Annotated in this window: 26 protein-coding genes; 12 read left to right on the top strand and 14 right to left on the bottom strand. The window is 64.6% G+C overall.

From position 1 onward, the window contains the following. Positions 1–76 precede the first annotated feature (76 nt). Genes Q0799_RS07705 through Q0799_RS07695 form a run of 3 tightly spaced genes read right to left on the bottom strand, consistent with a single transcriptional unit; the run spans position 77 to position 3428 of the window. The gene (locus Q0799_RS07705) at positions 77–439 is read right to left on the bottom strand and encodes a response regulator (RefSeq protein WP_298396617.1); all 363 of its coding nucleotides are present in this window, start codon (positions 437–439) and stop codon (positions 77–79) included. Continuing rightward, the gene (locus Q0799_RS07700) at positions 432–2975 is read right to left on the bottom strand and encodes an ATP-binding protein (RefSeq protein ID WP_298396616.1); all 2544 of its coding nucleotides are present in this window, start codon (positions 2973–2975) and stop codon (positions 432–434) included. The genes Q0799_RS07705 and Q0799_RS07700 overlap by 8 nt, the downstream gene beginning before the upstream one ends. A gap of 39 nt (positions 2976–3014) precedes the next feature. Next, the gene (locus tag Q0799_RS07695; protein ID WP_298396614.1) at positions 3015–3428 is read right to left on the bottom strand and encodes a hypothetical protein; all 414 of its coding nucleotides are present in this window, start codon (positions 3426–3428) and stop codon (positions 3015–3017) included. A gap of 95 nt (positions 3429–3523) precedes the next feature. Here Q0799_RS07695 and Q0799_RS07690 point away from each other — a divergent pair, with 95 nt between their 5' ends. The 4 genes from Q0799_RS07690 to Q0799_RS07675 all read left to right on the top strand — a co-directional run bounded on the left by Q0799_RS07690 (position 3524) and on the right by Q0799_RS07675 (position 8505). Beyond that, the gene (locus Q0799_RS07690) at positions 3524–4795 is read left to right on the top strand and encodes an extracellular solute-binding protein (RefSeq protein WP_298396612.1); all 1272 of its coding nucleotides are present in this window, start codon (positions 3524–3526) and stop codon (positions 4793–4795) included. A 5-nt stretch (positions 4796–4800) separates the two neighbouring features. Beyond that, the gene (ugpQ, locus tag Q0799_RS07685; RefSeq protein WP_298396609.1) at positions 4801–5514 is read left to right on the top strand and encodes a glycerophosphodiester phosphodiesterase; all 714 of its coding nucleotides are present in this window, start codon (positions 4801–4803) and stop codon (positions 5512–5514) included. Between the two features lie 70 nt (positions 5515–5584). Next, the gene (gene alaS / locus Q0799_RS07680) at positions 5585–8206 is read left to right on the top strand and encodes an alanine--tRNA ligase (RefSeq protein WP_298396606.1); all 2622 of its coding nucleotides are present in this window, start codon (positions 5585–5587) and stop codon (positions 8204–8206) included. Continuing rightward, positions 8203–8505 (top strand): hypothetical protein, encoded by a 303-nt coding sequence (locus Q0799_RS07675; protein ID WP_298396603.1) that lies wholly within the window; start codon positions 8203–8205, stop codon positions 8503–8505. The genes alaS and Q0799_RS07675 overlap by 4 nt, the downstream gene beginning before the upstream one ends. A gap of 4 nt (positions 8506–8509) precedes the next feature. Here the strand turns inward: Q0799_RS07675 and Q0799_RS07670 are convergent, their stop codons facing one another. The 8 genes from Q0799_RS07670 to Q0799_RS07635 all read right to left on the bottom strand — a co-directional run bounded on the left by Q0799_RS07670 (position 8510) and on the right by Q0799_RS07635 (position 15121). Next, positions 8510–8806: a hypothetical protein gene (locus tag Q0799_RS07670; RefSeq protein ID WP_298396600.1), complete on the bottom strand. Its 297-nt coding sequence runs from the start codon at positions 8804–8806 to the stop codon at positions 8510–8512. A gap of 94 nt (positions 8807–8900) precedes the next feature. Beyond that, positions 8901–10148, bottom strand: a complete 1248-nt coding sequence (locus Q0799_RS07665) for an EAL domain-containing protein (RefSeq protein ID WP_298396598.1) — start codon at positions 10146–10148, stop codon at positions 8901–8903. Positions 10149–10157: 9 nt separating this feature from the next. Then, positions 10158–11537 (bottom strand): phosphomannomutase/phosphoglucomutase, encoded by a 1380-nt coding sequence (locus Q0799_RS07660; protein WP_298396596.1) that lies wholly within the window; start codon positions 11535–11537, stop codon positions 10158–10160. Between the two features lie 9 nt (positions 11538–11546). Continuing rightward, complete coding sequence (locus Q0799_RS07655) at positions 11547–12515, bottom strand: alpha/beta fold hydrolase (protein WP_298396593.1); 969 nt, start codon at positions 12513–12515, stop codon at positions 11547–11549. Beyond that, on the bottom strand, positions 12512–12943 hold the full coding sequence (locus tag Q0799_RS07650) for a nuclear transport factor 2 family protein (protein ID WP_298396590.1): 432 nt from the start codon (positions 12941–12943) through the stop codon (positions 12512–12514). The genes Q0799_RS07655 and Q0799_RS07650 overlap by 4 nt, the downstream gene beginning before the upstream one ends. Continuing rightward, on the bottom strand, positions 12940–13953 hold the full coding sequence (gene waaF, locus Q0799_RS07645; RefSeq protein WP_298396586.1) for a lipopolysaccharide heptosyltransferase II: 1014 nt from the start codon (positions 13951–13953) through the stop codon (positions 12940–12942). The genes Q0799_RS07650 and waaF overlap by 4 nt, the downstream gene beginning before the upstream one ends. Positions 13954–13989: 36 nt before the next feature. Continuing rightward, complete coding sequence (locus Q0799_RS07640; protein WP_298396583.1) at positions 13990–14178, bottom strand: zinc-finger domain-containing protein; 189 nt, start codon at positions 14176–14178, stop codon at positions 13990–13992. 22 nt (positions 14179–14200) lie between these two features. Next, positions 14201–15121, bottom strand: coding sequence for a branched-chain amino acid transaminase (locus Q0799_RS07635; RefSeq protein WP_028996203.1), 921 nt, complete (start codon positions 15119–15121; stop codon positions 14201–14203). An 80-nt stretch (positions 15122–15201) separates the two neighbouring features. Between Q0799_RS07635 and Q0799_RS07630 the strand changes: the two genes are divergently transcribed. From Q0799_RS07630 to mnmA, 3 genes are read left to right on the top strand one after another with little or no spacing between them, the layout of a single operon-like run. Continuing rightward, complete coding sequence (locus tag Q0799_RS07630) at positions 15202–15657, top strand: NUDIX hydrolase (RefSeq protein ID WP_298396911.1); 456 nt, start codon at positions 15202–15204, stop codon at positions 15655–15657. Then, entirely contained in the window at positions 15657–16202 is a 546-nt protein-coding gene (locus tag Q0799_RS07625; RefSeq protein ID WP_298396579.1) for a hypothetical protein, read from the top strand. The genes Q0799_RS07630 and Q0799_RS07625 overlap by 1 nt, the downstream gene beginning before the upstream one ends. Further along, on the top strand, positions 16195–17292 hold the full coding sequence (gene mnmA / locus Q0799_RS07620) for a tRNA 2-thiouridine(34) synthase MnmA (protein WP_298396576.1): 1098 nt from the start codon (positions 16195–16197) through the stop codon (positions 17290–17292). Before Q0799_RS07625 ends, mnmA begins: the two co-directional genes overlap by 8 nt. Before the next feature lie 6 nt (positions 17293–17298). Here mnmA and Q0799_RS07615 read toward each other — a convergent pair whose 3' ends face one another. Together Q0799_RS07615 and Q0799_RS07610 are read right to left on the bottom strand one after the other, a co-directional pair. Continuing rightward, positions 17299–17871: an HD domain-containing phosphohydrolase gene (locus Q0799_RS07615; protein ID WP_298396573.1), complete on the bottom strand. Its 573-nt coding sequence runs from the start codon at positions 17869–17871 to the stop codon at positions 17299–17301. Positions 17872–17939: 68 nt separating this feature from the next. Then, positions 17940–18548, bottom strand: a complete 609-nt coding sequence (locus Q0799_RS07610) for a glutathione S-transferase N-terminal domain-containing protein (protein WP_298396570.1) — start codon at positions 18546–18548, stop codon at positions 17940–17942. A gap of 94 nt (positions 18549–18642) precedes the next feature. Between Q0799_RS07610 and purB the strand changes: the two genes are divergently transcribed. The 5 genes from purB (at position 18643) to Q0799_RS07585 (ending at position 23845) form a co-directional block, all read left to right on the top strand. Further along, positions 18643–20010, top strand: coding sequence for an adenylosuccinate lyase (gene purB, locus Q0799_RS07605; protein WP_298396568.1), 1368 nt, complete (start codon positions 18643–18645; stop codon positions 20008–20010). Positions 20011–20070: 60 nt separating this feature from the next. After that, positions 20071–20388: a DUF2322 family protein gene (locus Q0799_RS07600; RefSeq protein ID WP_298396565.1), complete on the top strand. Its 318-nt coding sequence runs from the start codon at positions 20071–20073 to the stop codon at positions 20386–20388. A 114-nt stretch (positions 20389–20502) separates the two neighbouring features. Beyond that, positions 20503–20958: a cytochrome c gene (locus Q0799_RS07595; RefSeq protein ID WP_298396563.1), complete on the top strand. Its 456-nt coding sequence runs from the start codon at positions 20503–20505 to the stop codon at positions 20956–20958. 70 nt (positions 20959–21028) lie between these two features. Further along, complete coding sequence (locus Q0799_RS07590; RefSeq protein ID WP_298396560.1) at positions 21029–21724, top strand: cytochrome b/b6 domain-containing protein; 696 nt, start codon at positions 21029–21031, stop codon at positions 21722–21724. An 87-nt stretch (positions 21725–21811) separates the two neighbouring features. Then, entirely contained in the window at positions 21812–23845 is a 2034-nt protein-coding gene (locus Q0799_RS07585) for a diguanylate cyclase (protein ID WP_298396557.1), read from the top strand. Here the strand turns inward: Q0799_RS07585 and nifM are convergent. Further along, on the bottom strand, positions 23811–24638 hold the full coding sequence (gene nifM / locus Q0799_RS07580) for a nitrogen fixation protein NifM (RefSeq protein WP_298396554.1): 828 nt from the start codon (positions 24636–24638) through the stop codon (positions 23811–23813). The two genes, Q0799_RS07585 and nifM, sit on opposite strands and share 35 nt — an antisense overlap. Between the last annotated feature and the right edge of the window lies 1 nt (position 24639).

The following is a 24639-nucleotide window of genomic DNA, read 5'->3' as shown; positions in this document are numbered from 1 at the left end:
TTTCAGACATGGGCCAGAATTATACCCGCGAAGGCGCTTGCATATCGGGCGAGTTTGCGCAAGGCCGGCGTTCGCTTCAGGAAATCTGCGCCATCGCCTGCAGTTGCTCGCGATTGATCGGTTTGACCAGGATATCGTCGAAGCCGACGGCGAGGAAACGCGCACGCTCCTCAGGAAAGGCGTGTGCGGTGTAGGCAATGATCCGGATGTCGCGCCCGACATATTGCTGGCGCAAGCGTTCGCAGGTTTTCTCGCCGCTGAGGCCGGGCATGCTGATGTCGAGCAGAACCAGCCGGAAGTCATGGCGGGCAGCAAGTTCTAGGGCGCTGTCGCCGTTGTCGGCCTCGTGCGTCTGCCAGCCCATCTTGCGTAGCAGGGTCGTGGCAATCAGGCGGTTGGTCGGGTGGTCGTCGACGATCAGTGCCAGGTGCTCACTCATCCTTTGCTTTCTTCGGCATCAATACGGTGAAGGTCGCCCCTCGGCCCGGTTCGGATTCGACGCTGACCTGGCCACCCATGTGGGTGACGAGTTGCCTGACCAGCGCCAGTCCGAGGCCGGTGCCGCCGTGTTCGCGGGTGAGGAAGTTTTCCAGTTGCTTGAATTTCTCGAAGATCACTTCCTGGTCCTCGCGGGCGATTCCCGGGCCGGTGTCGCGCACGTAGATGGCGATCCATTCCTTCTCGTCGCGGGCGCCGAGCACGACGCTGCCTTGCTGGGTGAATTTGATGGCGTTGCTGAGCAGGTTGTTGATGATCTGGCGCAGGCGGGTTGCGTCGGTCTGCAGATAGTCGGGCAGGTCGGCGGCGAGGTGCAGCGAGATGGCCAAGCCCTTGGCTTCCGCGCTGCTGCGATGCACGGCCAGCGTGTTTTCCAGGAAACCGTGCAGGGGAACCTCGTTCTGCTGGAACTGCATCTCGCCGGCTTCGATCTTGGCCAGGTCGAGGATTTCGCTGACCAGGGTGAGCAGGTGTTCGCCGCTTTGGTGGATGATCTTGGCGTATTCGAGATGCTCCGGCGATTGCAGGTCGCTGCGCAGCAGGTCGGCAAAACCGAGAATGCCGTTCAGCGGCGTCCGCAACTCGTGCGAGACGGTCGCCAGGAAGGCGGATTTGGCGCGGCTCGCCTGTTCGGCTTTCTCCCGGGCTTCTTCGAGGCGCTTGAACGACTCCTCGACGGAGTCGGCCATGGCGTTGAAGGAGTGGGCGAGTTCGCCCATTTCGTCCCTCGCCGAGTCGTCCAGGCGGCGGCGCAGGTCGCCGTCGCGGAAGGCGCGGATGCCGTCGATCATTGAGGTGATGCGGGCGGTCAGCAGGTTGGCCATCCAGATGGCGATGAAAATGACCACGACGACCATGGCCACGGTCGATCCCCACAGGCCGATCGCGGTGGTGGTCAGGCTCTGTTCGATGCCGTCCAGCAGGTCGCTGCGTTGGGCCTTGAACTGGCGGTCCTTTTCGCCGACCAGGGTATTGATCTTTTCGGCCGTGTCGGTCGCGGCCTTGTGGAAATCATCGACATTGGCGCCGATGGTGACGAATCCGAAACCCTGCGGCGTCTTGCCGTACTGGCCGGTGTAATAGGGAATCGCGGCCGCCGTGGTCAATTTCCACAGGCCGGAGAAGAAGATCACGAAGGAGCCCGAACCGCCGTGTTCGGTCAGTGCATTCCAGCCGTCGCATTGGGGCGAGAAGTTGAGGTAGCGGCAGTCCAGGCCGAGGGTGCCGGCCTTGATCTGCTCGGGCGCCGGCTTGCGGGTCAGGCGCTGGTCGCGGAAGGGGGGAACGTCGGCCAGGAATTCATGTGAGGGCTTGCCGCTGGCCTGCCATTCGGCGTAGAGCTCGGTGTCCAGCCACGGGGTGACCGGGTGGCCGGTCTCCGGGTCGTAGCCGACGATCATGTAGTCGCGTGGGTGGGAAATCGAGCGGCTTTTGTGGTCCCAGATGAAGGCGTAGTTGCCCTTGATCGCGTCGATGATCGGTGTGTAGCGCTCGGCTGTCGGCATCAGCCGGTCGGTGAACTGGCGGATGTGGTCGTGATCGAGTGCCAGCGTGACGTAGCCGGTGATCTGGCCGTTGCGCACCACCGGCGTGGCCCAGCGGACGATGCCGCGGAAACGCTTGCCGACGGGATTTTCGGTGCCGGCGTAGGCGGCCTTCTCCGGGGCGAAGGGCAGGCCGATCTTTTCCAGTCGTTCCGGGATATAGGGGCCGATCAGGTCGGTGCGGACGTAGGCGCCGATGACGTCGGAAACGTAGATTTCGCCGGGCTTGAGCTTTTTCAGCTCGGCGAAGTAGGTTTCGGCGCGAACGAAGGTGTTGCGGCGTTCGCTGACGTTCCTCAAGGTCCGGTCGGTCAGGTCGCCCTGAGTGACCTTGATTTTTTCGTTGCCCGCCAGATCGACGTAAGTCATTTCGACGAACAGCGGCGTGACTTCGGGTTCGCCCAGGTATTCCGGCGGCCGCAGGTGGAAGTCGCGTGCGTTGTCGGGCAGGATGGGCCGTGTCAGCTTGGTTTCCTGGGTGACCGACTCGACCGGTTCCCATGATTTGGTATCGGGGGCGAGCCGCCAGGGGCCGTGCCGGTACAGTGTGCGCTTGCGCTGTGCCAGGAAGCGTCGGAAGGCGGCTTCGCTGAGGTCGCTGTCGGCCGCCTGCAGGATGTCGGCGTCGCGGGCATAAAGGAAACGGGCGATGTTGCGGGCAGCGTCGGTGGTCAGGGTCTCGATTGCCTCACGCGAACGCTCGTCGAGTGCCTTGATCGAGTCCGCGGTGACCGTCTTGCCGATTTCCTGGATGGTCTGCAGCGAGGTGTCGGCCATGTCCGCCGCCTTTTGCGACACGGCATCGCCCAGGCCCTGCGCCGTGTACCAGGCGAACCAGGCCAGCAGGAGCAGCGGCACAACCTTGATCAGGACGAAGATGACGATCAGCTTGCCGCGGATTCCGTGCAGAAATTTCGGCAGCCGGTTCTTCATGTATGTCTCTTGGCGGGCGCGGTTGTGGTCAGGCCGGGCTTACTTGTTCTCTGCGCTGGCTGGCGGTGCTGGGTCGGCGGCCGGGGCGGCCGGTGTGACGGCGGCGCTGCCGGCTTCCGTTTCGGTCGTCGTCGCCGGGCGTCGGCGCTTCACGCCGGGCGGTTCCGGAGGCGGGAGCTGCGGGGCTATGGTTTCCAGCTGGTTTTCCCGCATGTATTCGTCCATTTCCCGCCAGCCGGTATACACGCTGGCCTTGGGCAGCCAGCTGTAGATTGCGTAGCAGTCCTCGATGGCCCGCCCGGAATGCCGGCAGGCGCTGCCGACAGCCTTGCCTTCGGCGTCGATCTTGGCTTCCTTGAGCGCCGGGTTCTCGATGCCGAGCTTGGCGGTCACCTGGTCGCAACCGGCCAGCACCATGGCGGTCAGGCTGAGGATGAGGGCGTGCTTGATCATGCGGGGGATTCTCGCATATCTGTCACCAATCTGTCGAAATCTGACCGCCCGGCTAGGCGTTATAATGCGACGACGTTTTTTGTTAGGTGTTGCACATGCTGCGTGTTGTTCGTCCCTTGTTGATTGTTTCCTCCCTGCTGCTGGCTGTGCCGGGCCATGCCGCCAAAGCACCGGCCAAGGCCCCGGCCGTTGAACCGACGTTGGCACATAATCTCGATGCCGCCAACGAAGCCCGTCTGACTGAGATCGTCGAGCGTTATCGCAAGGAAACCGGCAACTCGATTCGCCTGGTCCGGATCGAGAAAGGCGACAAGCCGGCGACCTTGAACCTGCTCAGTCGCTACCAGATGAGCGATGTGCTCAGTCAGCCGAAGGATTTCGTGCCGCTGCACTCGATGATGAGCCGGGCCGGCGTGCCGCTGTCGCTGAGCCTGTCCGAAGTGCTCAAGCCGGGCGTCACCGATGCCCGCGGCCGGCTGGTGGCCTTGCCGGTGCTTTATTCGACGCCGGTGCTGTTCTATAACAAGAACGCCTTCCGCAAGGCCGGTCTGAATCCCGATGTGGCGCCCCGGACCTGGTTCGAAATGCAAGGCTATCTCGACAAGCTGCAATCCGCCGGTTACGACTGTCCGTACACCTCGTCGTGGCCGGTCTGGGTGCATATCGACAATGTCAGCGCCGTTTCCGGGGTGCCGGCCACCGACGCCAAGGGCGGACTGCGGTTCAACGCCCTGCCGCAGGTCAAGCATGTGGCGATGATGGCGACCTGGAGCAAGGCCCGCTATTTCCGCCAGTTCGGTCATGGCAACGAAGCCAGCCAGCGTTTCCGCGACGGTCAGTGCGCGATTATCACCACCGATTCCCGCGAGCATGCCGATTTCCAGGATGCGCGCGGGGTCGAGCTGGGTGTTGCCCCGCTGCCTTATCACGACGACGTCTATGGCGGTCGCCGGCCGACGCTGGCCGACGGGCCATCGCTGTGGGTGGGAGCCGGCAAGTCGGCGGCCGAATATCGTCAGGCTGCGCGTTTTGTTTCCTTCCTGCTGTCGCCGGAAATCCAGATCGAACTGGTGCGTAACCACGGCGGCCTGCCGATGACCGAAGCGGCGCGCCTGGCTTCGCTCAGCCGCTTGTTGCAGGACGGCAAGCAGGCGCTCGACGCAGCCTACGCCTCGCTGCAGGGCAAGGCCGAGACGCCGTCGCTGCGGGTCAGCAACGTCGATGGCGCCCGTATCATCGCCGACGAAGAGTTGAGCGCCGTCTGGGCAGACGAGAAGCCGGCCAAGGCTGCGCTCGACACGGCGGTCAGCCGCGGCAACTCGGTACTCGGCGCACGCCCCGCCCTGAAGAAGGCGCAACCTTTCTGAGCCCATTGCGCCTGCCGCGCTGGATTGCCCATCGGGGCGGCGGCGCGCTGGCGCCTGAAAACACCCTGGCCGGCATCCGTCTGGCAGCCCGGATGGGATTCCGGGCCGTCGAGTTCGACGTGATGCTGAGCGCCGATGACTCGCCCTTCCTGATTCACGACGAAACCCTGGAGCGCACCACCAACGGCCGTGGCGAGGTCTGCCGGACCACCGACCGGGAACTGGCGGCGCTCGACGCCGGTGCCGGCGAACGGGTACCGACCCTGCGCGAGGCGGCGCTGCTTTGCCGGCGACTGGGCCTGCGCGCCAATGTCGAAGTCAAGCCGGCACGGGGGCAGGCGCGGCAGACTGCCGAAGTGGTCGCCCGCCAGGCGCAGACCCTGTGGGGCGACGATCCGCTGCCGCCGCTGTTGTCCTCGTTCTCGCTGGAAGCCCTTGAAATCTGTCGCGACCTCGCCCCGGAACTGCCGCGGGGCGTGCTGTTCGAAACCTTGCCCGACGATTGGCCGGATGTGGTTCGCCATCTCGGGGCCGTCTCCGTTCATTGCGACGCGACACGACTGAGCGCGGAACAGGTGGCAGCGGTTCGCCGGCAGGGGTTGCCGCTGTGCTGCTACACGGTCAACGCGATAGCGCAGGCAGAGCGCCTGCTGGCCTGGGGAGTGAGCAGCCTGTTTACCGACCGTCTCGATCTTTTTGCGGCGGACGCTGCCGCCTGAGCGCGGATCGGCATTTTTTCTTTTAAAATCACAGGTTCCGTATTCTTCGAGCCCAAGGGGCAGATCGTTCATGAAAAGCGCCGAAATCCGCCAGAAATTCCTCGACTTCTTTGCCGCCAAGGGCCACCAGATCGTCTCCTCCAGTTCGCTGGTGCCGCACGACGATCCGACGCTGCTGTTCACCAACGCCGGCATGAACCAGTTCAAGGACGTCTTCCTCGGTTTCGACAAGCGCCCGTACAACCGTGCGACGACCTCGCAGAAATGCGTGCGTGCCGGCGGCAAGCACAACGACCTCGAAAACGTCGGCTACACCGCCCGCCACCACACCTTCTTCGAGATGCTCGGCAACTTCAGCTTCGGCGACTACTTCAAGCGCGACGCGATCAAGTACGCCTGGGAACTGCTGACCGAGGTCTACAAGCTGCCCAAGGACAAGCTGATGGTCACGGTGTACGCCGAGGACGACGAGGCCTACGACATCTGGCACAAGGAAGTCGGCGTGCCGGCCGAGAAGATCGTGCGCATCGGCGACAACAAGGGCGCCCGCTACGCCTCCGACAACTTCTGGATGATGGGCGACACCGGCCCCTGCGGCCCGTGCACGGAAATCTTCTACGACCACGGCCCGCAGCACTGGGGTGGCCCCCCGGGATCGCCGGAAGAAGACGGCGACCGCTTCATCGAAATCTGGAACAACGTCTTCATGCAGTTCAACCGCGACGAGCAGGGCGTCATGCATCCGCTGCCCAAGCCGTCGGTCGATACCGGCATGGGCCTGGAGCGCATCTCCGCCGTGTTGCAGGGCGTGCATGCCAACTACGAAATCGACCTGTTCCAGGCACTGATCGCCGCCGCTGCCCGCGAAACCAGCGACGCCGACATGAATTCGCCGTCGCTCAAGGTGCTTGCCGACCATGTCCGTGCCTGCTCCTTCCTGATCGCCGATGGCGTCATCCCGGGCAATGAAGGCCGTGGCTACGTGCTGCGCCGCATCATTCGCCGCGCCATCCGCCACGGCTACAAGCTCGGCGCCCGCGCCGCCTTCTTCCACCGCATCGTCCCCGATCTGGTCGGCGAGATGGGCGAGGCCTATCCTGAACTCAAGGAAAACCAGGCCAAGATCGTCGCCACGCTGAAGCAGGAAGAAGACCGCTTCTTCGCGACGATCGAGAACGGCATGGAAATCCTCGAAGGCGAACTCGCTGCGATGGCCGCCAAGGGCGTCACCGTCTTCAACGGCGAAACCGCGTTCAAACTGCACGATACCTACGGCTTCCCGCTCGACCTGACCGCCGACATCTGCCGCGAGCGCAACGTCACCGTTGACGGCGCCGCCTTCGACGCCGCCATGGCCCGCCAGAAGGAACAGGCGCGTGCTGCCGGCAAGTTCAAGATGGCTACCAATCTGGAATACGCCGGTACGGAAACGACTTTCCACGGCTACGAGTCGCTCGAGGCGCGCGGCAAGGTGCTGGCGCTGTACAAGGACGGTGCGGCGGTCGATGAGCTGCACGAAGGCGATCTCGGTGTCGTCGTCCTCGACCACACCCCGTTCTACGCCGAATCCGGCGGCCAGTGCGGCGACCGTGGCGAACTCAAGGGCGTTGGCGGCATCTTCGCGGTCGAAGACACGCTGAAGATCCAGGCCGCCGTGTTTGGCCACCACGGCATCCTCAAGACCGGCAAGCTGGCGGTCGGCCAGGAAGTCGGCGCCCGGGTCGATGCCGGCGCCCGCGCCGCCACCGCCCGCAACCATTCGGTCACCCACCTGATGCACAAGGCGTTGCGCGAAGTGCTCGGCGGCCATGTCCAGCAGAAGGGCTCGCAGGTCGATCCGGACAAGACCCGTTTCGACTTCGCCCACAATTCACCGATGACTGCCGAGGAAATCCGCGAGGTCGAGGAAATCGTCAATGCCGAGATCCTCGCCAACGCCGCCACCGACAGCCGCGTCATGGGCCTCGAAGACGCGCAGAAATCCGGCGCGATGATGCTTTTCGGTGAAAAGTACGGTGATGAAGTGCGCGTCGTCGCCATCGGTTCCTCCAAGGAATTGTGCGGCGGCACCCACGTCGCCCGCAGCGGCGACATCGGCCTGTTCAAGATCGTCTCCGAAGCCGGCGTCGCCGCCGGTGTGCGCCGCGTCGAAGCGGTCACCGGGACCAATGCGCTGGCTTATGTCCAGGAGCAGGCGACCCGCGTCGCCGGCATTTCGGCGCTGTTGAAGACGCAGCCGGACGATATCGCCGAGCGCATCGCCGGCATGCTCGACAACGTCCGTTCGCTGGAAAAGGAACTGGCCCGTCTGAAGTCCAAGCTGGCCGCCTCGCAGGGCGACGACCTGGCCGCCGCAGCGGTCGAGGTCAAGGGCGCCAAGGTGCTGGCGGCGACCCTCGACGGCGCCGACGTGGCGACGCTGCGCGAAACCATGGACAAGCTCAAGGACAAACTCAAGTCGGCGGCGATCCTGCTGGCCTCGGTGGCCGACGGCAAGGTGACGCTGATTGCCGGCGTCACTGCCGACCTGACCGGCAAGGTCAAGGCCGGCGAACTGGTCAACCAGGTCGCCCAGCAGGTCGGCGGCAAGGGCGGCGGGCGTCCGGACATGGCGCAGGCTGGCGGTACGCAGCCGGAAAACCTGCCGGCGGCGCTGGCGTCGGTCAAGTCCTGGGTCGAGGGCAGGCTGTGAAGCGCCTGCTGCTGATCGCCGCGCTGGCCGCCGGGCCGGCGCTGGCTGCCGAACTCGACCGGACGCCGGTAGAGGCTGTGACTGCAGATGGTCAGGCGGTCCGCCTCTTTCCGAACGGTCGCTGGGAGTACGTCGATCAGGCCAAGGCGGCCGAGGCGCAGAAGATCGCCGCCGAATACCCGGAAAACAAGACGCGTCCCATCGAGTCGCAGGGCATCATGGTCGGCGGTGTCGGCCGCTACGTGATGCCGGGCGACAAGGATTACAACCGCGGTTCGCTGAATCCCAAGCTGCGCTGAGCGTTCAGCGCAGCAAACGGTCGTCCGGGATTTCCCGGACGCATTCCCCGTCGATGAAATCGCCGCCGCCGGTCTGGCCCGGCATCGGCGCGGCTTCGCGCATGGCCTTGCGCAGGGCGCGGGTCTTCCACCAGAACCAGCCGGCGAAGAGCAAGCCGCCGACGGCGGCCACGGCCAGCGCCACCAGCGAAAACATCAGCGCCAGTACGATCAGTACGCCGGTCAGGATGAAGGCAACGATCCGCCCGAACAGGGTTTGCGGCGGGCGGACGAAGTTGTTGCGGGCGTGAAAGTGATTCATCGTGGCTGAAAGGCTTGGGAAAACAGGCTGCCATTGTGCCGCAGCATCCTGACGGCGTCTGTGTTGTCTTGTCGCTGCTTGTGTAACCGTAGCCTCAAGCGGATTTTTCCTGGGTCAGGCTGTTGGCCCATTGCAGGGCGCCGGTCTGTGCCCGGTTGAGGGCCTTGGGGCCGATGGCCGGCAGGCGGGCAAAGCAGTTGGCCAGGCGCGACAGGTCGCCGCTCTCGCTGCACTCGGCCAGGCTGAGCAGGTCGGCCAGCGGGCCGGTGTCGTCGCACAGCGCGCCTTTGACATCGTCGCCGAGGCCGAGCGGGGCGACGATCTCGCGGATCGGCTGGCCGACCAGCACCGGCATCAGCGACATGATGCCGACCATGAAGGCCTTGTCGGCGAAAGCCGGGCTGGCCGGTTCGACTTCGGCGGCCAGCAGTTCCATCAGGCGGCCGCGGGTTGCTGCCAGTTGCAGCAAGGGGCTGGCGGTGCCGTTCTGGCTGCCGGAGGCGAACAGCAGGAGTTGCAGCCAGCGTTGCAACTGGCGCCGGCCGAGCACGGCGATGGCGTGGCCCAGCGAAGTGATCGTTTCGGTAGTGCCGCTGCCGACCGAATTGGTCATGCGCAGCAGGTTCATGGTCAGGCCGGGCTCGGGCTTCAGCGCCTGTTCAATCGCGCCGGTATCGGCGTCCGACAGCAGCAGGCCCATCAGCTTCATCAGCGAAAGCTGGGAATGGTCGAGCTTGCGGCCGGCGATGATGGTCGGCTTGGCGAAGTAATAGCCCTGGAACAGCGAGAAGCCGAGCTTCATGCATTGTTCCATCTGTTCCCGGGAGTCGACCTTTTCGGCGAGCAGGATCTTGCCGCTCGGTTTCAGCTTCATCGCCAGTTGCATCAGTTCGATACGGCTGAGCGGCTGGATGTCGACCTTGACGATCTCCACCAGCGAGAGCAGTTCCGCGTATTCCGGCGCCAGCTGGATGACGTCATCGAGCGCCAGCGTGAAGCCGGCGGCCTTCAACATCCGGCAGCGGTCGACGACGGCTTCGCTGGGCGGAACGGTTTCGAGGATTTCCAGTACCACCGACTGGCGCGGCAGCAGTTCCAGCATGTCGCTGAACAGGAATTCCTCGTCGACGTTGATGAAGCCCCGGCAGTTGCCGAGGGCCGCTTCGACGCCAAGTTCGCTGAAGGCATTGGCGATGACCGTGGCGGTTGCCGCGACGCCGTCGGTGACGACGGCGGCGTTGCCGCTGCCGTTGCGGAAGAGGAGTTCGTAAGCGTGGAGCCGCTGGTCGCGGTCAAGAATGGGTTGGCGTCCGAGAAAAAGCTGGTCGGCGGCGTCGCTCACGAAATCTCCTTAGAACGGCAGTTGTATCCCCGGCCAGACGGCGTTCAGCGCCTGCCGGAACCCGGCCTGGATGCGCACCAGTGCTTCGGCGTTGTCCGCCTCGAAGCGCAGCACGACCACCGGCGTCGTGTTCGACGGCCGGGCCAGGCCGAAACCATCCTCGTATTCTACGCGTACGCCGTCGATGGTGATGATCTCGTCGGCGCCGTCGAAGCGCCCTTCGGCCTTGAGCTTGTCGATGAGGGCGAAGGGTTCGCCTTCGGCCATCTTGATGTTCAGTTCCGGGGTTGACGGCGAATTCGGCAGGGCTTTCAGCGGGGCATTGACGTCGGCCGAACGGCTCAGGATTTCGAGCAGGCGGGCGCCGGTGTACAGGCCGTCGTCGAAGCCGTACCAGCGTTCCTTGAAGAAGGTATGGCCGGACATCTCGCCGGCCAGCGGGGCGCCGGTTTCCTTGAGCTTGGCCTTGACCAGCGCGTGGCCGGTATTCCACATCAGCGGCGTGCCGCCGTGCTGCTTGATCCACGGGGCCAGCAGGCGCGTGCATTTGACATCGTAGATGATGGTGCCGCCCGGCACGCGCGACAGCACGTCGGCGGCGAACAGCATCAGCTGGCGGTCGGGGAAGATGATCTCGCCGTCCTTGGTGACGACGCCGAGGCGGTCGCCGTCGCCGTCGAAGGCGATGCCGATTTCGGCGTCGGTGTCCTTGAGCGCCTGGACCACGTCGGCCAGGTTTTCCGGCTTGGACGGATCGGGGTGGTGGTTGGGGAAGTTGCCGTCAACCTCGCAATACAGCGGCACGATTTCGCAACCCAGGCGCTTGAACAGCTCCGGTGCGACCGCGCCGGCGACCCCGTTGCCGCAATCCATGACGATCTTCAGCGGCCGCGCCAGCTTGACGTCGCCGACGATCTTGTCGATGTAGGCGGCAACGACATCGGCGCTGCGCTTGCTGCCCTGGCCGCTGCGTACCTGGCCGGCCTCGATGCGCCGTTTCAGGTCCTGGATCGCGTCGAGCGCCAGCGTCGTGCCGGCGATGACCATCTTCAGGCCGTTGTAGTCCGGCGGGTTGTGGCTGCCGGTGACCGAGACGCAGGAATTGCAACCGAGTTCGTAGGCGGCGAAGTAGGTCAGCGGGGTCGGCACGCAGCCGACGTCGATGGCTTCACAGCCGGCGGCCATGATGCCGTCCATCAGCGCACCGGCCAGTTCCGGTCCCGACAGGCGACCGTCGCGACCGACGGCGATGGCCGTCTGGCCCTGTTCGAGCGCCAGCGTGCCGAGTGCCTGGCCGACTTGACGGACGACATCGGCGGTCAGCGATTTGTTGACGATCCCACGGATGTCGTAGGCCTTGAAGATTTCTGCGGGAAGAGGTTGGCTCATGATGGGCGCTTATGACGTTTCGAAAAGGAAGAAGTGTAAAAGCCTTTGCGGGAGCCAGTCCAGCCGTCCGGGGAAGCTGCCGCCGACAAAGCCGACGTGACCGCCGTCGGCCGGTTGTTCAAGGCGGACGCAGGCGGCCACATCGGCGGCGCCGGGCAAGAAGCGGGCCGGCAGGAAGGGGTCGTTCTTCGGATTGACCGCCAGTGCCGGGACGGCAATCGATTTCAGGAAGGGCTTGGCCGAGCAGCGCCGCCAGTAATCGTCGGCGCCGGCAAAGCCGTGCACCGGGCCGGTGACCGCGTCGTCGAACTGCCACAGGTTGGCGGCGTGGCGCATCCGGGTTTCGTCGAAAATGCCGGGGAAGCGGCGCAGGCGCTCGGCCGAGACGGCTTTCAGCGTACCCAGGAAGTGCCGGGTATAGACGCGGTTGAAACCGCGCGCCAGGTGGTGGCCGCAGGCGGCGAGGTCGAGCGGCGCGCACATCGCGGCGACGCCGGTGACCACCTCGGCGGCGGCTGTGCCGTGTTCGCCGGCCCACTTGAGCAGTGCGTTGCCGCCGAGCGAGACGCCGGCCGCGTGCAGTCGCCGGCCGCCGCGCCCGGCCTGGACACGGCGCAGGATCCAGTCGATCTCGTCGCTGTCGCCGGAATGGTAGGCGCGCGGTTGCCGGTTGAGTTCGCCCGAACAGCCGCGGAAATGCGGCAGCACCAGGCGCCAGCCGGCGGCCCGGCAGGCGTGCGCGGTCGAGATCGCGTAGTGGCTGTGCGAACTGCCTTCGAGGCCGTGGAAAAGCACCAGCGTCGGTGCGTCGTCCGGCGCATCGAGAAAATCGACGTCGATGAAATCGCCGTCCGGCGTCGGCCAGCGCTCGCGGCGCAACGGCAGCGGGCGCGGCTTGATCAGCAGCGGCCACAGCGTCTGCAGGTGGCCGCCGGGCAGCCACGAGGGCGCGTGATACGGGGGCGGGTGAGTGCTCAATGCAGCGTGTGCGGCACGGCGTCGGCCATCGCCTGGTGGCCGTCGTCGGCAGCCGAGGCGTGGCGGCTGGCCAGGCGCCAGCCGTGGGCACCGCGGACATAGACGTGAGTGACGTGCAGCGGCCCGTGCGGCGACGGGTCGTCGCCGACAAACAGGATTTCGGTCAGGTGATGGACCGCCATCACCGTGCCCTGCCAATGAGCGATGCGCTCGGGCTGGATACGCAGACGGGCGTTGGCGAAGATGCTGCGCCAGCTTTCGCGGATCGGCACGATACCGGTCAGGCGCACTCCGGTCGGATGCACGCACAGGGTTTCGTCGTCCTCGCACCAGTAGTGCATCAACAGGTCGGCATCGCCGCCGGTCAGGGCGTCGTAGAAGGCAATTTCCAGGTCGTCGGGCGAAGCGAAGGTGATCGGCTGGCTCATGCGGGTATCCATTTCTCGCAGGCGGCGGCAACTTGCGCGGGGGTAAGCCGGTTCAGGCAATCGAGGTGGCCGAGCGGGCAGTCGCGCTTGAAGCAGGGGCTGCAGTCGAGTTTCAGGCTGAGAATGTCGGCCCGGTCGGACAGCGGCGGCGTGAAGCCGGGCGACGACGAGCCGTAGAGGGCGACGATGGGCCGGTCGACGGCGGCGGCGACGTGCATCAGCCCGGAATCGTTGCAGACGACGAAATCGGCCAAGGCGAGCAGGTCCACTGCCTGGTCGAGGCGGGTCGCGCCGCACAGGTTGCGGCAGCAGCCGGGGGCCAGCGTGGCGATTTCCTCGGCGACCGCGTGATCCTTGGGCGAGCCGAACAGCCACACGGCGTAGCCACGCCCGGCCAGGGTTCTCGCCAGTTCGGCGAAATGCGCGGCCGGCCAGCGCTTGGCCGGGCCGTACTCGGCGCCGGGACAGAAGGCGACGACCCGGGGCGGACGTTCAATGCCGAGTTCACCGAGCGTGCGTGCCTGGTCGGCGGCGGTCGAGCGCAGGCGCGGATGGGCGAGCGGCCGCTGCAACGGGGTGCCGGGCGTCTCGGCCAGTTGCATGAAGCGTTCGAGCATCAGCGGCAGGGCCGCCTTGTCGAGCGTGTGGCGGACGTTGATCAGGCCGTAGCGCGACTCGCCGGTGAAACCGACGCGTTGTGGAATGCCGGCGAGAAACGGGACCAGCGCCGACTTCAGCGAGTTGGGCAGGACCCAGACGGCGTCGTAATCGCGCACTGCCAGTTCGCGGGCCAGCCGCCAGCGCGCCTTGAGCGAGAGCTGGCCGTGGCCGAAGGGGCTGTCGACGATGTCGGCGATCTCGTCCATGCGGCGCAGCACCGGTGCCACCCAGCGCGGTGCCAGGGCGTCGATCTGCAGGCCGGGATGGCGCTCGGCCAGCCGTGCGAACAGCGGTTGCGCCATGATCGTGTCGCCGATCCACGAGGGGGCGACGATGAGGGCTTTCTTCATGTGAAAACGGCGGGTGTTGTGCCCGCCGTCCCTGTGTCAGTGATGGCCCTTGGGCGCTTCACCGGTGAAGACATACTTCGTGCTGCAGTAGGGGCAGACGACTTCGCCGGTCTTCAGCACGTCGAGGAAGACGCGCGGATGCTGGCTCCACAGGGCCGAACCCGGCTGCGGGCAATGCAGCGGCAGGTCGGACGCGGTGACTTCGACGGTCTTGTTGTCGGACATCGTTTTCTCCCCGGGATACCGATCAGACGTGGGCCAGCCAGTCGGCGTGGGCGGCCGAGCGGCCATAGACCACGTCGAAGTACTTTTCCTGCAGCGCCTTGGTGATCGGGCCGCGGTGGCCGGGGCCGATCTGGCGGTTGTCGAGTTCGCGGATCGGCGTCACTTCGGCGGCGGTGCCGGTGAAGAAAGCCTCGTCGGCGCAATAGACTTCGTCGCGGGTGATGCGCTTCTCGACGACTTCGATGCCCAGTTCGCCGGCCAGTTGCATGACCGTGGCGCGGGTGATGCCTTCCAGGCAGGCGGTCAGGTCCGGCGTGTACAGCTTGCCGTTCTTGACGATGAACAGATTCTCGCCGGCGCCTTCGCAGGCATAGCCTTCCGGATCGAGCAGCAGGGCTTCGTCGTAGCCGTCGGCGGTGGCCTCGTTGTTGGCCAGGATCGAGTTCATGTAGTTACCCGAGGCCTTGGCGCGGACCATGGTGATGTTCACGTGGTGACGGGTGTAGGACGAGGTCTTGATGCGGATGCCGCGCTGCAGGCCTTCCTCGCCGAGGTAGGCGCCCCACGGCCAGGCGGCGATGATCACGTGCACCTTGGCGCCCTTGGGCGAAACGCCCATCTTTTCCGAGCCGTAGAAGGCGAGCGGGCGCAGGTAGCCGGATTCGAGCTTGTTGGCGCGGATGACTTCCTTCTGCGCCTCGTTCAGTTCTTCCTGCGAGTACGGCATCTGCATCTGGAAGATGTGCGCCGAGCGGAACAGGCGCTCGGTGTGTTCCTTGAGCCGGAAGATCGCGGTGCCGGATTCGGTCTTGTAGGCGCGTACGCCCTCGAAGACGCCCATGCCGTAGTGCAGGGAGTGGGTGAGGACGTGGGTGGTCGCTTCGCGCCAGGGCACGAGCTTGCCATCCTGCCAAATGAAACCGTCGCGATCCGACATGGACATGGTGGGAATCTCCGTGATGCTCTCTTGAAAGCGGACGATTTTAGCCGAAATCAGCGGTTAAAATAATGCTTTTGCACAAGATGCCACCGATGATCTGGAAGCCGAACGTGACTGTCGCCGCCGTGGTTTTCCGCGACGGGAAATTCCTGCTGGTCGAGGAGGAAACCGAAACCGGGCTGGCCTTCAATCAGCCGGCCGGTCACCTCGAACAAGGCGAAGCGCTGGTCGATGCGGTGATCCGCGAAACGCTCGAGGAAACGGCCTACCACTTCAAGCCGACGCATCTGGTCGGTGTGTATCACTGGCGGCATCCGGCCAAGGATGTCACCTACCTGCGTTTTGCCTTTACCGGCGAATTGCGCGGCTACGACGCCGGTCGCCAGCTCGACGACGGTATCGTCGGCGCCTGCTGGCTGACCCTCGACGAAGTCCGGGCCACGCAGGCGCGCCATCGCAGCCCGCTGATCCTGCGCTGTTGCGAGGACTGGCTGGCCGGCAAGCGGCATCCGCTCGATCTGCTGGTGCATTACGACTGATGCGTCGGCTGTTCGTGCTGCTGGCCTTTTTCGTGCTGCCGGCGGTGGCCGGCGAGGCACGGGTGGCCGTCTGTCACGGTTACAGTTGCGTCGCCCAGGCAGAGATCGTCTACTCCGCCGCGCAGATGGACGAAATCCGGCGCTTGCTGCTTGCCGCCGCCGATGCGCCGGGGGAACGCGATGTCCTGGCCGAGGTCGTAGGACGGTTGTATCGATGGGGCGGCGAGCAGTCGGCGATCGCCAACGACCGCGCCGGCAATCACGCGGATGGCTACGTGGCGGGCAGGATGGATTGCATCGATCACTCGACTTCGACCACCCGCCTGCTGCAGTTGCTGGACGAGCGCAAATGGCTGCGCTGGCATAGGGTGCTGGAACCGCAGGCGCGATATTTTCTGGGGCTGATCGCCAACCACTGGTCGGCGGTCATCGAAGCGAGCGACGGCGGACGTTACGTCGTCGATAGCTGGTTTGTGAACAACGGAGAGCCGGCGGTGATCCTGCCGCTGGACGAATGGAAGAAAGGGGCTGGGCCCGATGTCTAAGGGAACCGTGGTAGTAGGATTGTCGGGCGGTGTCGATTCGTCGGTCGCGGCGCTGCTGTTGAAGCGCCAGGGCTGGAAGGTGATCGGCCTGTTCATGAAGAACTGGGAAGACGACGACAACGACGAATACTGCTCGACGCGTCAGGACCTGATCGACGTGATGAGCGTCGCCGACGTCATCGGCATCGACGTCGAGGTGGTCAATTTCGCCGCCGAGTACCGTGACCGCGTGTTCGCCGAGTTCCTGCGCGAATACCAGGCCGGGCGCACCCCGAATCCGGACATCCTGTGCAACTCGGAAATCAAGTTCAAGGCTTTCCTCGATCACGCCATGCAACTGGGCGCCGAAAAGATCGCCACCGGCCACTACGCCGGCGTGCGCGAGTTCAACGGCGAATACCAGTTGCTCAAGGCCGAGGACGGGACCAAGGACCAGAGCTACTTCCTCTACCGGCTGAACCAGGCGCAGCTGTCGAAGACGCTGTTCCCGCTGGCCGACCTGTACAAGCGCGAAGTGCGCAAGATCGCCGAAAGCGAAGGCCTGCACGTTGCCACCAAGAAGGACTCGACCGGCATCTGCTTCATCGGCGAGCGCCCGTTCAAGGACTTCCTCAGCCGCTACCTGCCGCCCAAGCAGGGCGAAATACGCCGCCTCGACGACGGCAAGGTGCTGGGTAGTCACGACGGCCTGATGTACCACACCATCGGCCAGCGTAAAGGCCTGCACATCGGCGGTTTGAAGGAGAAGGGCCAGCCCGGCGGTGGCGATCACGACGCCTGGTTCGTCGCCGGCAAGGACATGGAGAAAAACGTGCTCTACGTTGTCCAGGGCCACGATCACCCGGCACTGCTGCGCGACGATCTGCTCGCCGAGCAGCTGAGCTGGGTGTCCGGAGGGGCGCCGCACACCCACTGGGTATACACCGCCAAGCCGCGTTATCGCACGGCCGACCAGCCCTGCCATGTCGAGGCGGTCGATGGCGAGACATGTACGATCCGCTTCGCCGAGCCGCAGTGGGCGCTGACGCCCGGCCAGTCGGTGGTGCTTTACGAAAGCCGGGTCTGCCTCGGCGGCGGGGTGATCCGCTAGTCGTCGTCAGGCAACGCGCATCGGCGAGTGCTCGATGACGTGGCGGAAGGCGTGCAGGAGGTCGGGGTCGAATTTTTCGGCATCGGCCCCGGACATCAGGTCGATAATTTCGCTGTGCGGCCGTCCCGGATGGTAGGGGCGGCAGGCGGCCATTGCATCGTAATTGTCCGCCAGCGAGACGATGCGGGCAGGTAACGGGATCGCGGTGCCGCACAGGGCGTCGGGGTAGCCGGAGCCGTCGAAGTTTTCGTGATGATGGCGGACGATTGCCGATAGTTCGTCGCTGCGTTCATCGTCGATGGCCTTGACGATGCGTTCGCCGATCAGCGAATGCTCGTGCATGGCCTCGCGTTCTTCCGGGGAAAAACTGCCTGGCTTGAGCAGGATGCGGTCGGGAATGCCGATCTTGCCGATGTCGTGCAGGCAGGCGCCCAGGCACAGGATTTCCAGTTCGCCGGCGCTCAGTTCGATATGCGCGCCCAGCGCCCGCGCCAGTTCGATGACGCGATCCGAGTGTTGTCGGGTCCCGGCATCACGTTCACCGAGTGCGATGCTCAAGGATTTCAGGATCGGGTTCATGGGCCTCCCTGGCTTGTTGATGTCAGGGTTGACCGCGAACGGGCCGGCAAGTTCGAAGCGGTGGATGCTCAGGCCTGAGGGACGGTGTCGATGAACGACTGGCGCTGCATCAGCTTGTCGTACAGGCGGGCCAGGTTAGGGTGGCTTTCCTGCCAGGCGATGTCGGGGAAGCGCAGGCACAGGTAGCCGAGCGCCGTGCCGACGGCGATGTCGGCCAGCGAGAAATGGGTGCCCATGCAGAAGTTCTTTTCGCCCAGATGCGTTTCCATGAAGCGCAGCGTCCGCGTGATCACGTCGCGCTGGCGGGCGATCCAGTCGGCGCTCTGTTCCTTTTTCGGGCGCAGGCCTTCCATGACGGCGCTGACGGCTGCGTCGTTGAGGCCGTCGGCGACGGCTTCCCAGCGCTTGACCTCGGTGCGCTCACGGTTGGGCGCCGGCAGCAACTTGTTGTTCGGCGTGATGTTGTCGATATGCTCGACAATCACCCGCGAGTCGAACAGCGGGGTGTCGTCGTCGAGCAGCAACGCCGGAATGCGACCCAGCGGATTGATGTCGGGCACGGTGCTGCCTGCCTGACGGGGCGAATCGATCACGAAATCGTATTCCATCTTTTTTTCAGCCAGGACGATCCGGACCTTGCGGACGTAGGGGCTGGTATGGGTGCCGATCAGCTTCATCGCTTGCTCTTGGATTGGGGATGCCAATTATAGCGTATGGCGTAGCCCGTGGTCGGGCGGGTAAAATCACGCCCTTAACGATAAGGATGTTTTTATGGACTTCAATCCCCTGACCGCCATTTCCCCGCTCGACGGCCGCTACGCCGGCAAGGTCGACGCCCTGCGCGAGCACTTCTCCGAATTCGGCCTGATCCGCGCCCGCCTCAAGGTCGAGATCGAATGGCTCAAGGCGCTTGCCGCCGAGCCGCATTTCACCGAGATCGCCGCCTTTTCGCCGGCCACCGTCGCCGAATTGGACGCCCTGGTCGCCAACTTCGGGCCGGTTCAGGCGGCCGAGGTCAAGGCCATCGAAGCGACCACCAATCACGACGTCAAGGCGCTCGAGTACTGGATCAAGGACAAGACCAAGGGCAACGCCGAAGTGGTCAAGGTCAGCGAATTCATCCATTTCGCCTGCACTTCCGAAGACATCAACAACCTGTCGCACGCGCTGATGTGCCAGGGCGCCCGCCAGCAGGCCATGCTGCCGACGCTGGACAAGGTCATCGAGAAACTGCGCGAACTGGCCCATGCCTACGCCGAGATCCCGATGATGAGCCGCACGCACGGCCAGCCGGCGACGCCGTCGACGATGGGCAAGGAAATGGCCAACGTCGCCTACCGCCTGCAGCGCGCCCGCGCCCGCATCGCCCAGGTCGAACTGCTCGGCAAGATCAACGGTGCCGTCGGCAACTACAACGCCCACCTCGCTGCTTACCCCGGCTACGACTGGGAAGGCTTTGCCAGGCGTTTCGTCGAGTCGCTCGGCCTGACCTTCAACCCCTACACCATCCAGATCGAGCCGCACGACGCACTGGCCGAGCTGTTCGACGCCTTCGCCCGCGCCAACAGCATCCTGGTCGATCTCGACCGCGACGTCTGGGGCTACATCTCGCTCGGTTTCTTCAAGCAGAAGGTCAAGGCCGGTGAAATCGGTTCGTCGACCATGCCGCACAAGGTCAATCCGATCGACTTCGAAAACTCCGAAGGTAACCTCGGCCTGGCCAACGCCGTCTTGAAGCACCTCGCCGAAAAGCTCCCGATCTCGCGCTGGCAGCGCGACCTGACCGATTCGACGGTGCTGCGCAACATGGGCGTCGGCCTCGGCTACACCCTGCTCGGCTACGACTCGCTGCTGAAGGGCCTGGGCAAGCTGGAAATCAACGCCGACCTGATGCACGCCGACCTCGACGCCAACTGGGAACTGCTGGCCGAGCCGATCCAGACCGTGATGCGCCGCTACGCCGTGCCCAATGCCTACGAAAAGCTCAAGGAACTGACCCGCGGCACCCGCGTTTCGCGTGAAGGCATGCAGGCCTTCGTATCCACGCTGGATATCCCGGAAGCCGCCAAGGCCGAACTGCTGAAGCTGACGCCGTGGGATTACACCGGCAAGGCCGCCGAACTGGCCAAGCGCATCTGACACCAACGACCCCGACAGGCCGATTCGCGCTGCGGATCGGCCTTTTTCATGGAGAAAGACATGTCCTTCGCGGAAAACCTGAAGAAGCTCCCCGGCATCTCCCATCTCGCCGCCCTCAACCTGCTCGACGCCGACGGCAATGTCGTCGCCACGATCGAGAACAAGGCCGGCAGCCAGGGGTCGCTCACCGTCTACAACCACCTCGCCCAGACCTATGGTTCGATCAATGTCGAAGCCGCGAAGAAGGGCCTGGAAATCTTCGCCGAACATACCGAGGACGAACGCGCCAATCCCGGAAAACATCCGAACATCGCCCGTCTGCTGCAGATTGAGGCAGGTGCCCCGGCTTTGCGGGTCAAGCACGTATTTGCCGTTTGACTATCGTTCGATTTTGTTCACTGATTGGGTGAATATCGATCAGGTGATCGGGCGCAGCCCGTCATATAAGAAAGCTATAATTTTTTCGTTCAACAACAACGGAGAATCCCAGTCATGAAATCGAAAATCGTACTCGCTCTTCTCGCAACGACGCTGGCTGCCGGCGCACACGCCCAGGTCAAGGTCGAGGATGCCATCAAGTGGCGTCAGTCGGCCTATGCCACGATGGGCTGGAGCATGAGCCGGATCAAGGCCAATATCGACGGCACCTACAACAAGGATGACGTCGCCAAGGCGGCCAACGTGATCCAGGCCATCGCCAATTCCGGCATGGGCGCGCTCTACGTTCCGGGCAGCGACAAGGGTAAGGGCTGGGCCGATACCCGCGTCAAGCCGGCGCTGTTCACCGATGGCCCCAAGGTCGGCAAGATCGCCGGCGACTTCAACGCCGCGGCCAACGAACTGGCCAAGGTTGCCGCCAGCGGCGACGCTGCCGCCGTCAAGGACGCCTTCGGCAAGCTGGGCGGCACCTGCAAGGCCTGTCACGACGACTATCGCACCAAGCAGTAAGGTGCCTGCCTGACAGGAAACAGAACGGGGCGCCGCGAGGCGCCCTTTTCGTTAGACAAGGAGTTTCAGGATGAACAGCAAAAAAAGAATTCTGGTCTGGGATCTGCCCACCCGATTGTTTCACTGGCTATTGGTCGGTGCCGTCGTCGGTCTGGTGGTGACCGGCAAGGTCGGCGGCAACCTCATCGACTGGCATGGCAAGATCGGCCTGCTGGTGCTCGGCCTGGTCGTTTTCCGCCTGGTCTGGGGTATCGTCGGCTCGACGTACGCGCGTTTTTGCCAGTTTTTCCCGACGCCGGCCAAGATCGCGACCTATCTCAAGGGCGGCTGGCAGGCCCCGGGGCATAACCCGCTTGGCGCCTTTTCGGTGTTCGCCCTGCTCGGCGTGCTGATCTTCCAGTTGCTGACCGGCCTGGTGGCCAACGACGACATCGCCTTCGTCGGGCCGCTGTACGATCTGGTCGGGCGTGACCTGAGCAACCTGGCCACCGGTTGGCACCGTCTTTCGGTCGACGTGCTGATCGCCCTGATCGTGCTGCACCTGGCGGCGATCATGTTCTACGCGCATGTGAAGAAGGACAATCTGGTCAAACCGATGGTGCGCGGCTGGAAGGAAGTCGATCAGGGCGAACCGGCCCGGGGCGGCGGTGCGTTGGCGCTCGTGGTGGCCCTGGTGATCGCGCTGGCCGCCGTGTTTGCCGCCAGCGGTGTGTGGTTGCCCGAACCGCCGCCACCGCCGGCTGCGGTGGAAACGCCGTCCTGGTAAATGTTCAGGGAATAAATATCAACATTGGCAAGAAATGCCTTGCCTATAATTTAAGTGAGGAAAATACCGATCCGCTGAGAGGGAGGCATGTCCTACCGCGCCATTCTAGTGCTGGCCAGTCTGTTGCTGATGGCGATTTTTGCCGGCGTGGCGCAGTTCGGTGCGCGCCTGGTGGATGTCCGTCTGCAGGCCAGCCTGGAAAGCGAGGCGCTGCGCCTGAAGACGGCCTATGAATTGTCGCAGGGCGAACTGGAACAGCAGATGATGGCCCTGGCCGGCATGGTCGCCGCCGATCCGGAAGTCATCCGCCTGCTCAGGGCAGCCGGCGCCACGGTCGAAGGCGAGGGCAACGGCAGCGGCGGCGAGCAGGCCGATCTCCTGCGGCGCCAGCTTTACCTGCATTTGCGCCAGCACTGGTCCTACATGCAGAAGGAACTGGGAATCCGCCAGATGCAGTTCGTCTTGCCGGGCAGCCTGTCCTTCCTGCGCTTTCATGCACCGACCGAGCATGGCGATTCGCTGGCCGGTTTGCGCTGGCTGCTGCGCGATGTCGAGCGCAAGCGGTCGGCGGCCAGCGGTTTCGAGACGGGGCGCGCCTACGCTGGCATTCGCGGGGCGGCGCCGATCTTCGACAGCGAGGTCCGTCCGGGCGATACGCGTGCCCTGCTTGGCGTCATGGAAGTCGGCATGGCCTTCGACGGCTACATCGAGCGTTTGAGCGAGCGCACCGCCGTCGGCTTCGGCGTCCTGCTGGATCCTGCCTCAGTGACCTCGGCGATGTGGGAAAGCTACCGCCCGCCGGCACCCGGCGACCAGCCCGGCGCCTGCTGTTACCTGCTGGCGGCGTCGCGTGGCGAACTGGCCGACTGGATGGCCGAGAAGGCATTGCCCGACTACGCCGGCGTGTTCCGCAACGATCTGGTCGATCACCAGGGACAACGCTTCCAGTTGATCCGTTTTCCGCTGCGCGACTATCCGGGGCTGCAGGACCCGGCCCGGCCGCCGATCGGTTCGGTGCTGATCTGGCAGGATGTCGGCGCAATGATCGCGGCCAGCGACGAATTCAAGAAAAAAGCGTTTTTCAACCTGGTGTTCGCCTATCTGGTGACCCAGTTGCTGGTGCTGTTCCTGGTCAATCTGTCGCGTCGCGAATGGCACAACCAGTTGCTTGAGCAGACGGCGCGCGTCAAGGAACTCTCGCACCAGAACGAGGTTCTGCTGATGGCGGCCGGCGAGGGAATCTTCGGTGTCGACCGCGCGCATGTGGCGACCTTCATCAATCCCGCCGCCCAGAAGATGCTGGGGTATGCCCCGGAGGAAGTGATCGGCAACAACCTCCACGCCTTGATTCATGCGCAGCGTCCCGATGGTTCGCCGTATGACGAATCCGCCTGTCCGATTGCCCTGACGCTGGCCGACGGGCAGGCGAGAACACTGGAAGAAAACCTGTGCCGGCGCGACGGCAGCTGTTTCCCGGTGCAGATGACGGTGTCGCCGATCCGGGAAGGGGCTGTCTGCACGGGTGCCGTGGTGGTTTTCCACGACATCAGCGAGTTGAAGGAGAAGGAAGCGGCGCTGACCTGGCTGGCCAGCACCGACACCTTGACCGGACTGGCCAACCGGCGGCATTTCATCGCACAACTCGAGGCCGAGATCCGCCGCTGGCAGCGGACGGGCGTCGCGTCGGCCCTGCTGATGGTCGATCTTGACTGGTTCAAGCAGGTTAACGATACCTGGGGGCATGCGGCCGGCGACGAGGTCCTGCGTCACTTTGCCGAGGTGTTGCGCCGTTCGTTGCGCCGCGTCGATCTGCCGGGGCGGGTCGGCGGCGAGGAATTTGCCGTCCTGTTACCCGGCAGCAGCCCCGAGGATGCGCTGGTGGCGGCGGAGCGCCTGCGGCGCAATATCGAGAACGAACCGGCGACGACCTCGTTCGGCACCATTCCGTTCACGGTCAGCATCGGCGCCACCTTGCTGGATGTCGGCGACGATTCGCCCGATCAGCCCCTGCTGCGTGCCGACCGGGCGCTGTACCGGGCCAAGGCGGCCGGGCGCAACCGCGTCGAAGGCGATTTTCCGGACAGTCTTACGCCAGTTGGCGAGCCGACATCAGTTGCTTGAGCCATTGTTTCTGGGCTTCCTGACGCCGTTTTTCGGTCAGCCGCTCGACGATGCGTGCGCGTACTTCGGCGAAGGGAATCATGCCGCTGGGCAGGATTTCGTCGCAACGGATGATGTGCAGCCCCATTTCCGAGGCCAGCACTTCGCTGACTTCGCCTTCGTCCAGCGCAAATGCCGCGCTTTCGAGTTCCGGGAACAGCTGATTGCGGCGGACCACGCCGAGCAGGCCGTCTTCCAGCGCGCTGGGGCACTGCGAATGGCGCAGCGCCGCCTTGGCGAATTTCTCGGGTGAGGTGTGGGTAACGCGCAGACCGTCGAGCAGGCGGTGCGCCTGGTCGGCTTCCTGGGGCGTGTTGACGGTGATCAGGATGTGGCGCAGGCGACGGGCCTCGGGCCGGTCGAAGGCGTCCGGGTGCAGGCGGTAGTAGATTTCGGCATCGACTTCGCTGACCGGCGGCACCGCCGAAACCACGCGGTCGAGGACGGCCTCGACGCGCAGGTCGCGCTCGACCGAGGCGGCCAGCGAATGCGCGTCCAGACCGATGCGGGCCAGGTCCTGGAGGAAGCTTTCCTCGTCCGGGTAGCGCTGGCGGATTTCCGCGATCCGGGTGCGCAGGGTCGGTTCGGGGACCATGACATTGCGCGCCTGTTCGCTGGACAGGATGCGTTGCTCGATGCTGTCCTGCTTCGCGGCGACTTCGCCGAGCCGGTTGCGTTCCGGCGGGCTCAGCGTTTCGGGGGCTTTCTGGAAGAGTTCCCAGGACAGCTTCAGTTCGAGGTAGGCGCGTTCCATG

The sequence above is a fragment of the uncultured Azonexus sp. genome (genome assembly GCF_937982035.1).
In the GTDB taxonomy this organism is placed as follows: domain Bacteria; phylum Pseudomonadota; class Gammaproteobacteria; order Burkholderiales; family Rhodocyclaceae; genus Azonexus.
The sequence above is the reverse complement of the archived record's forward strand: the minus strand, read 5'-3'. Positions and strand labels throughout refer to the sequence as shown.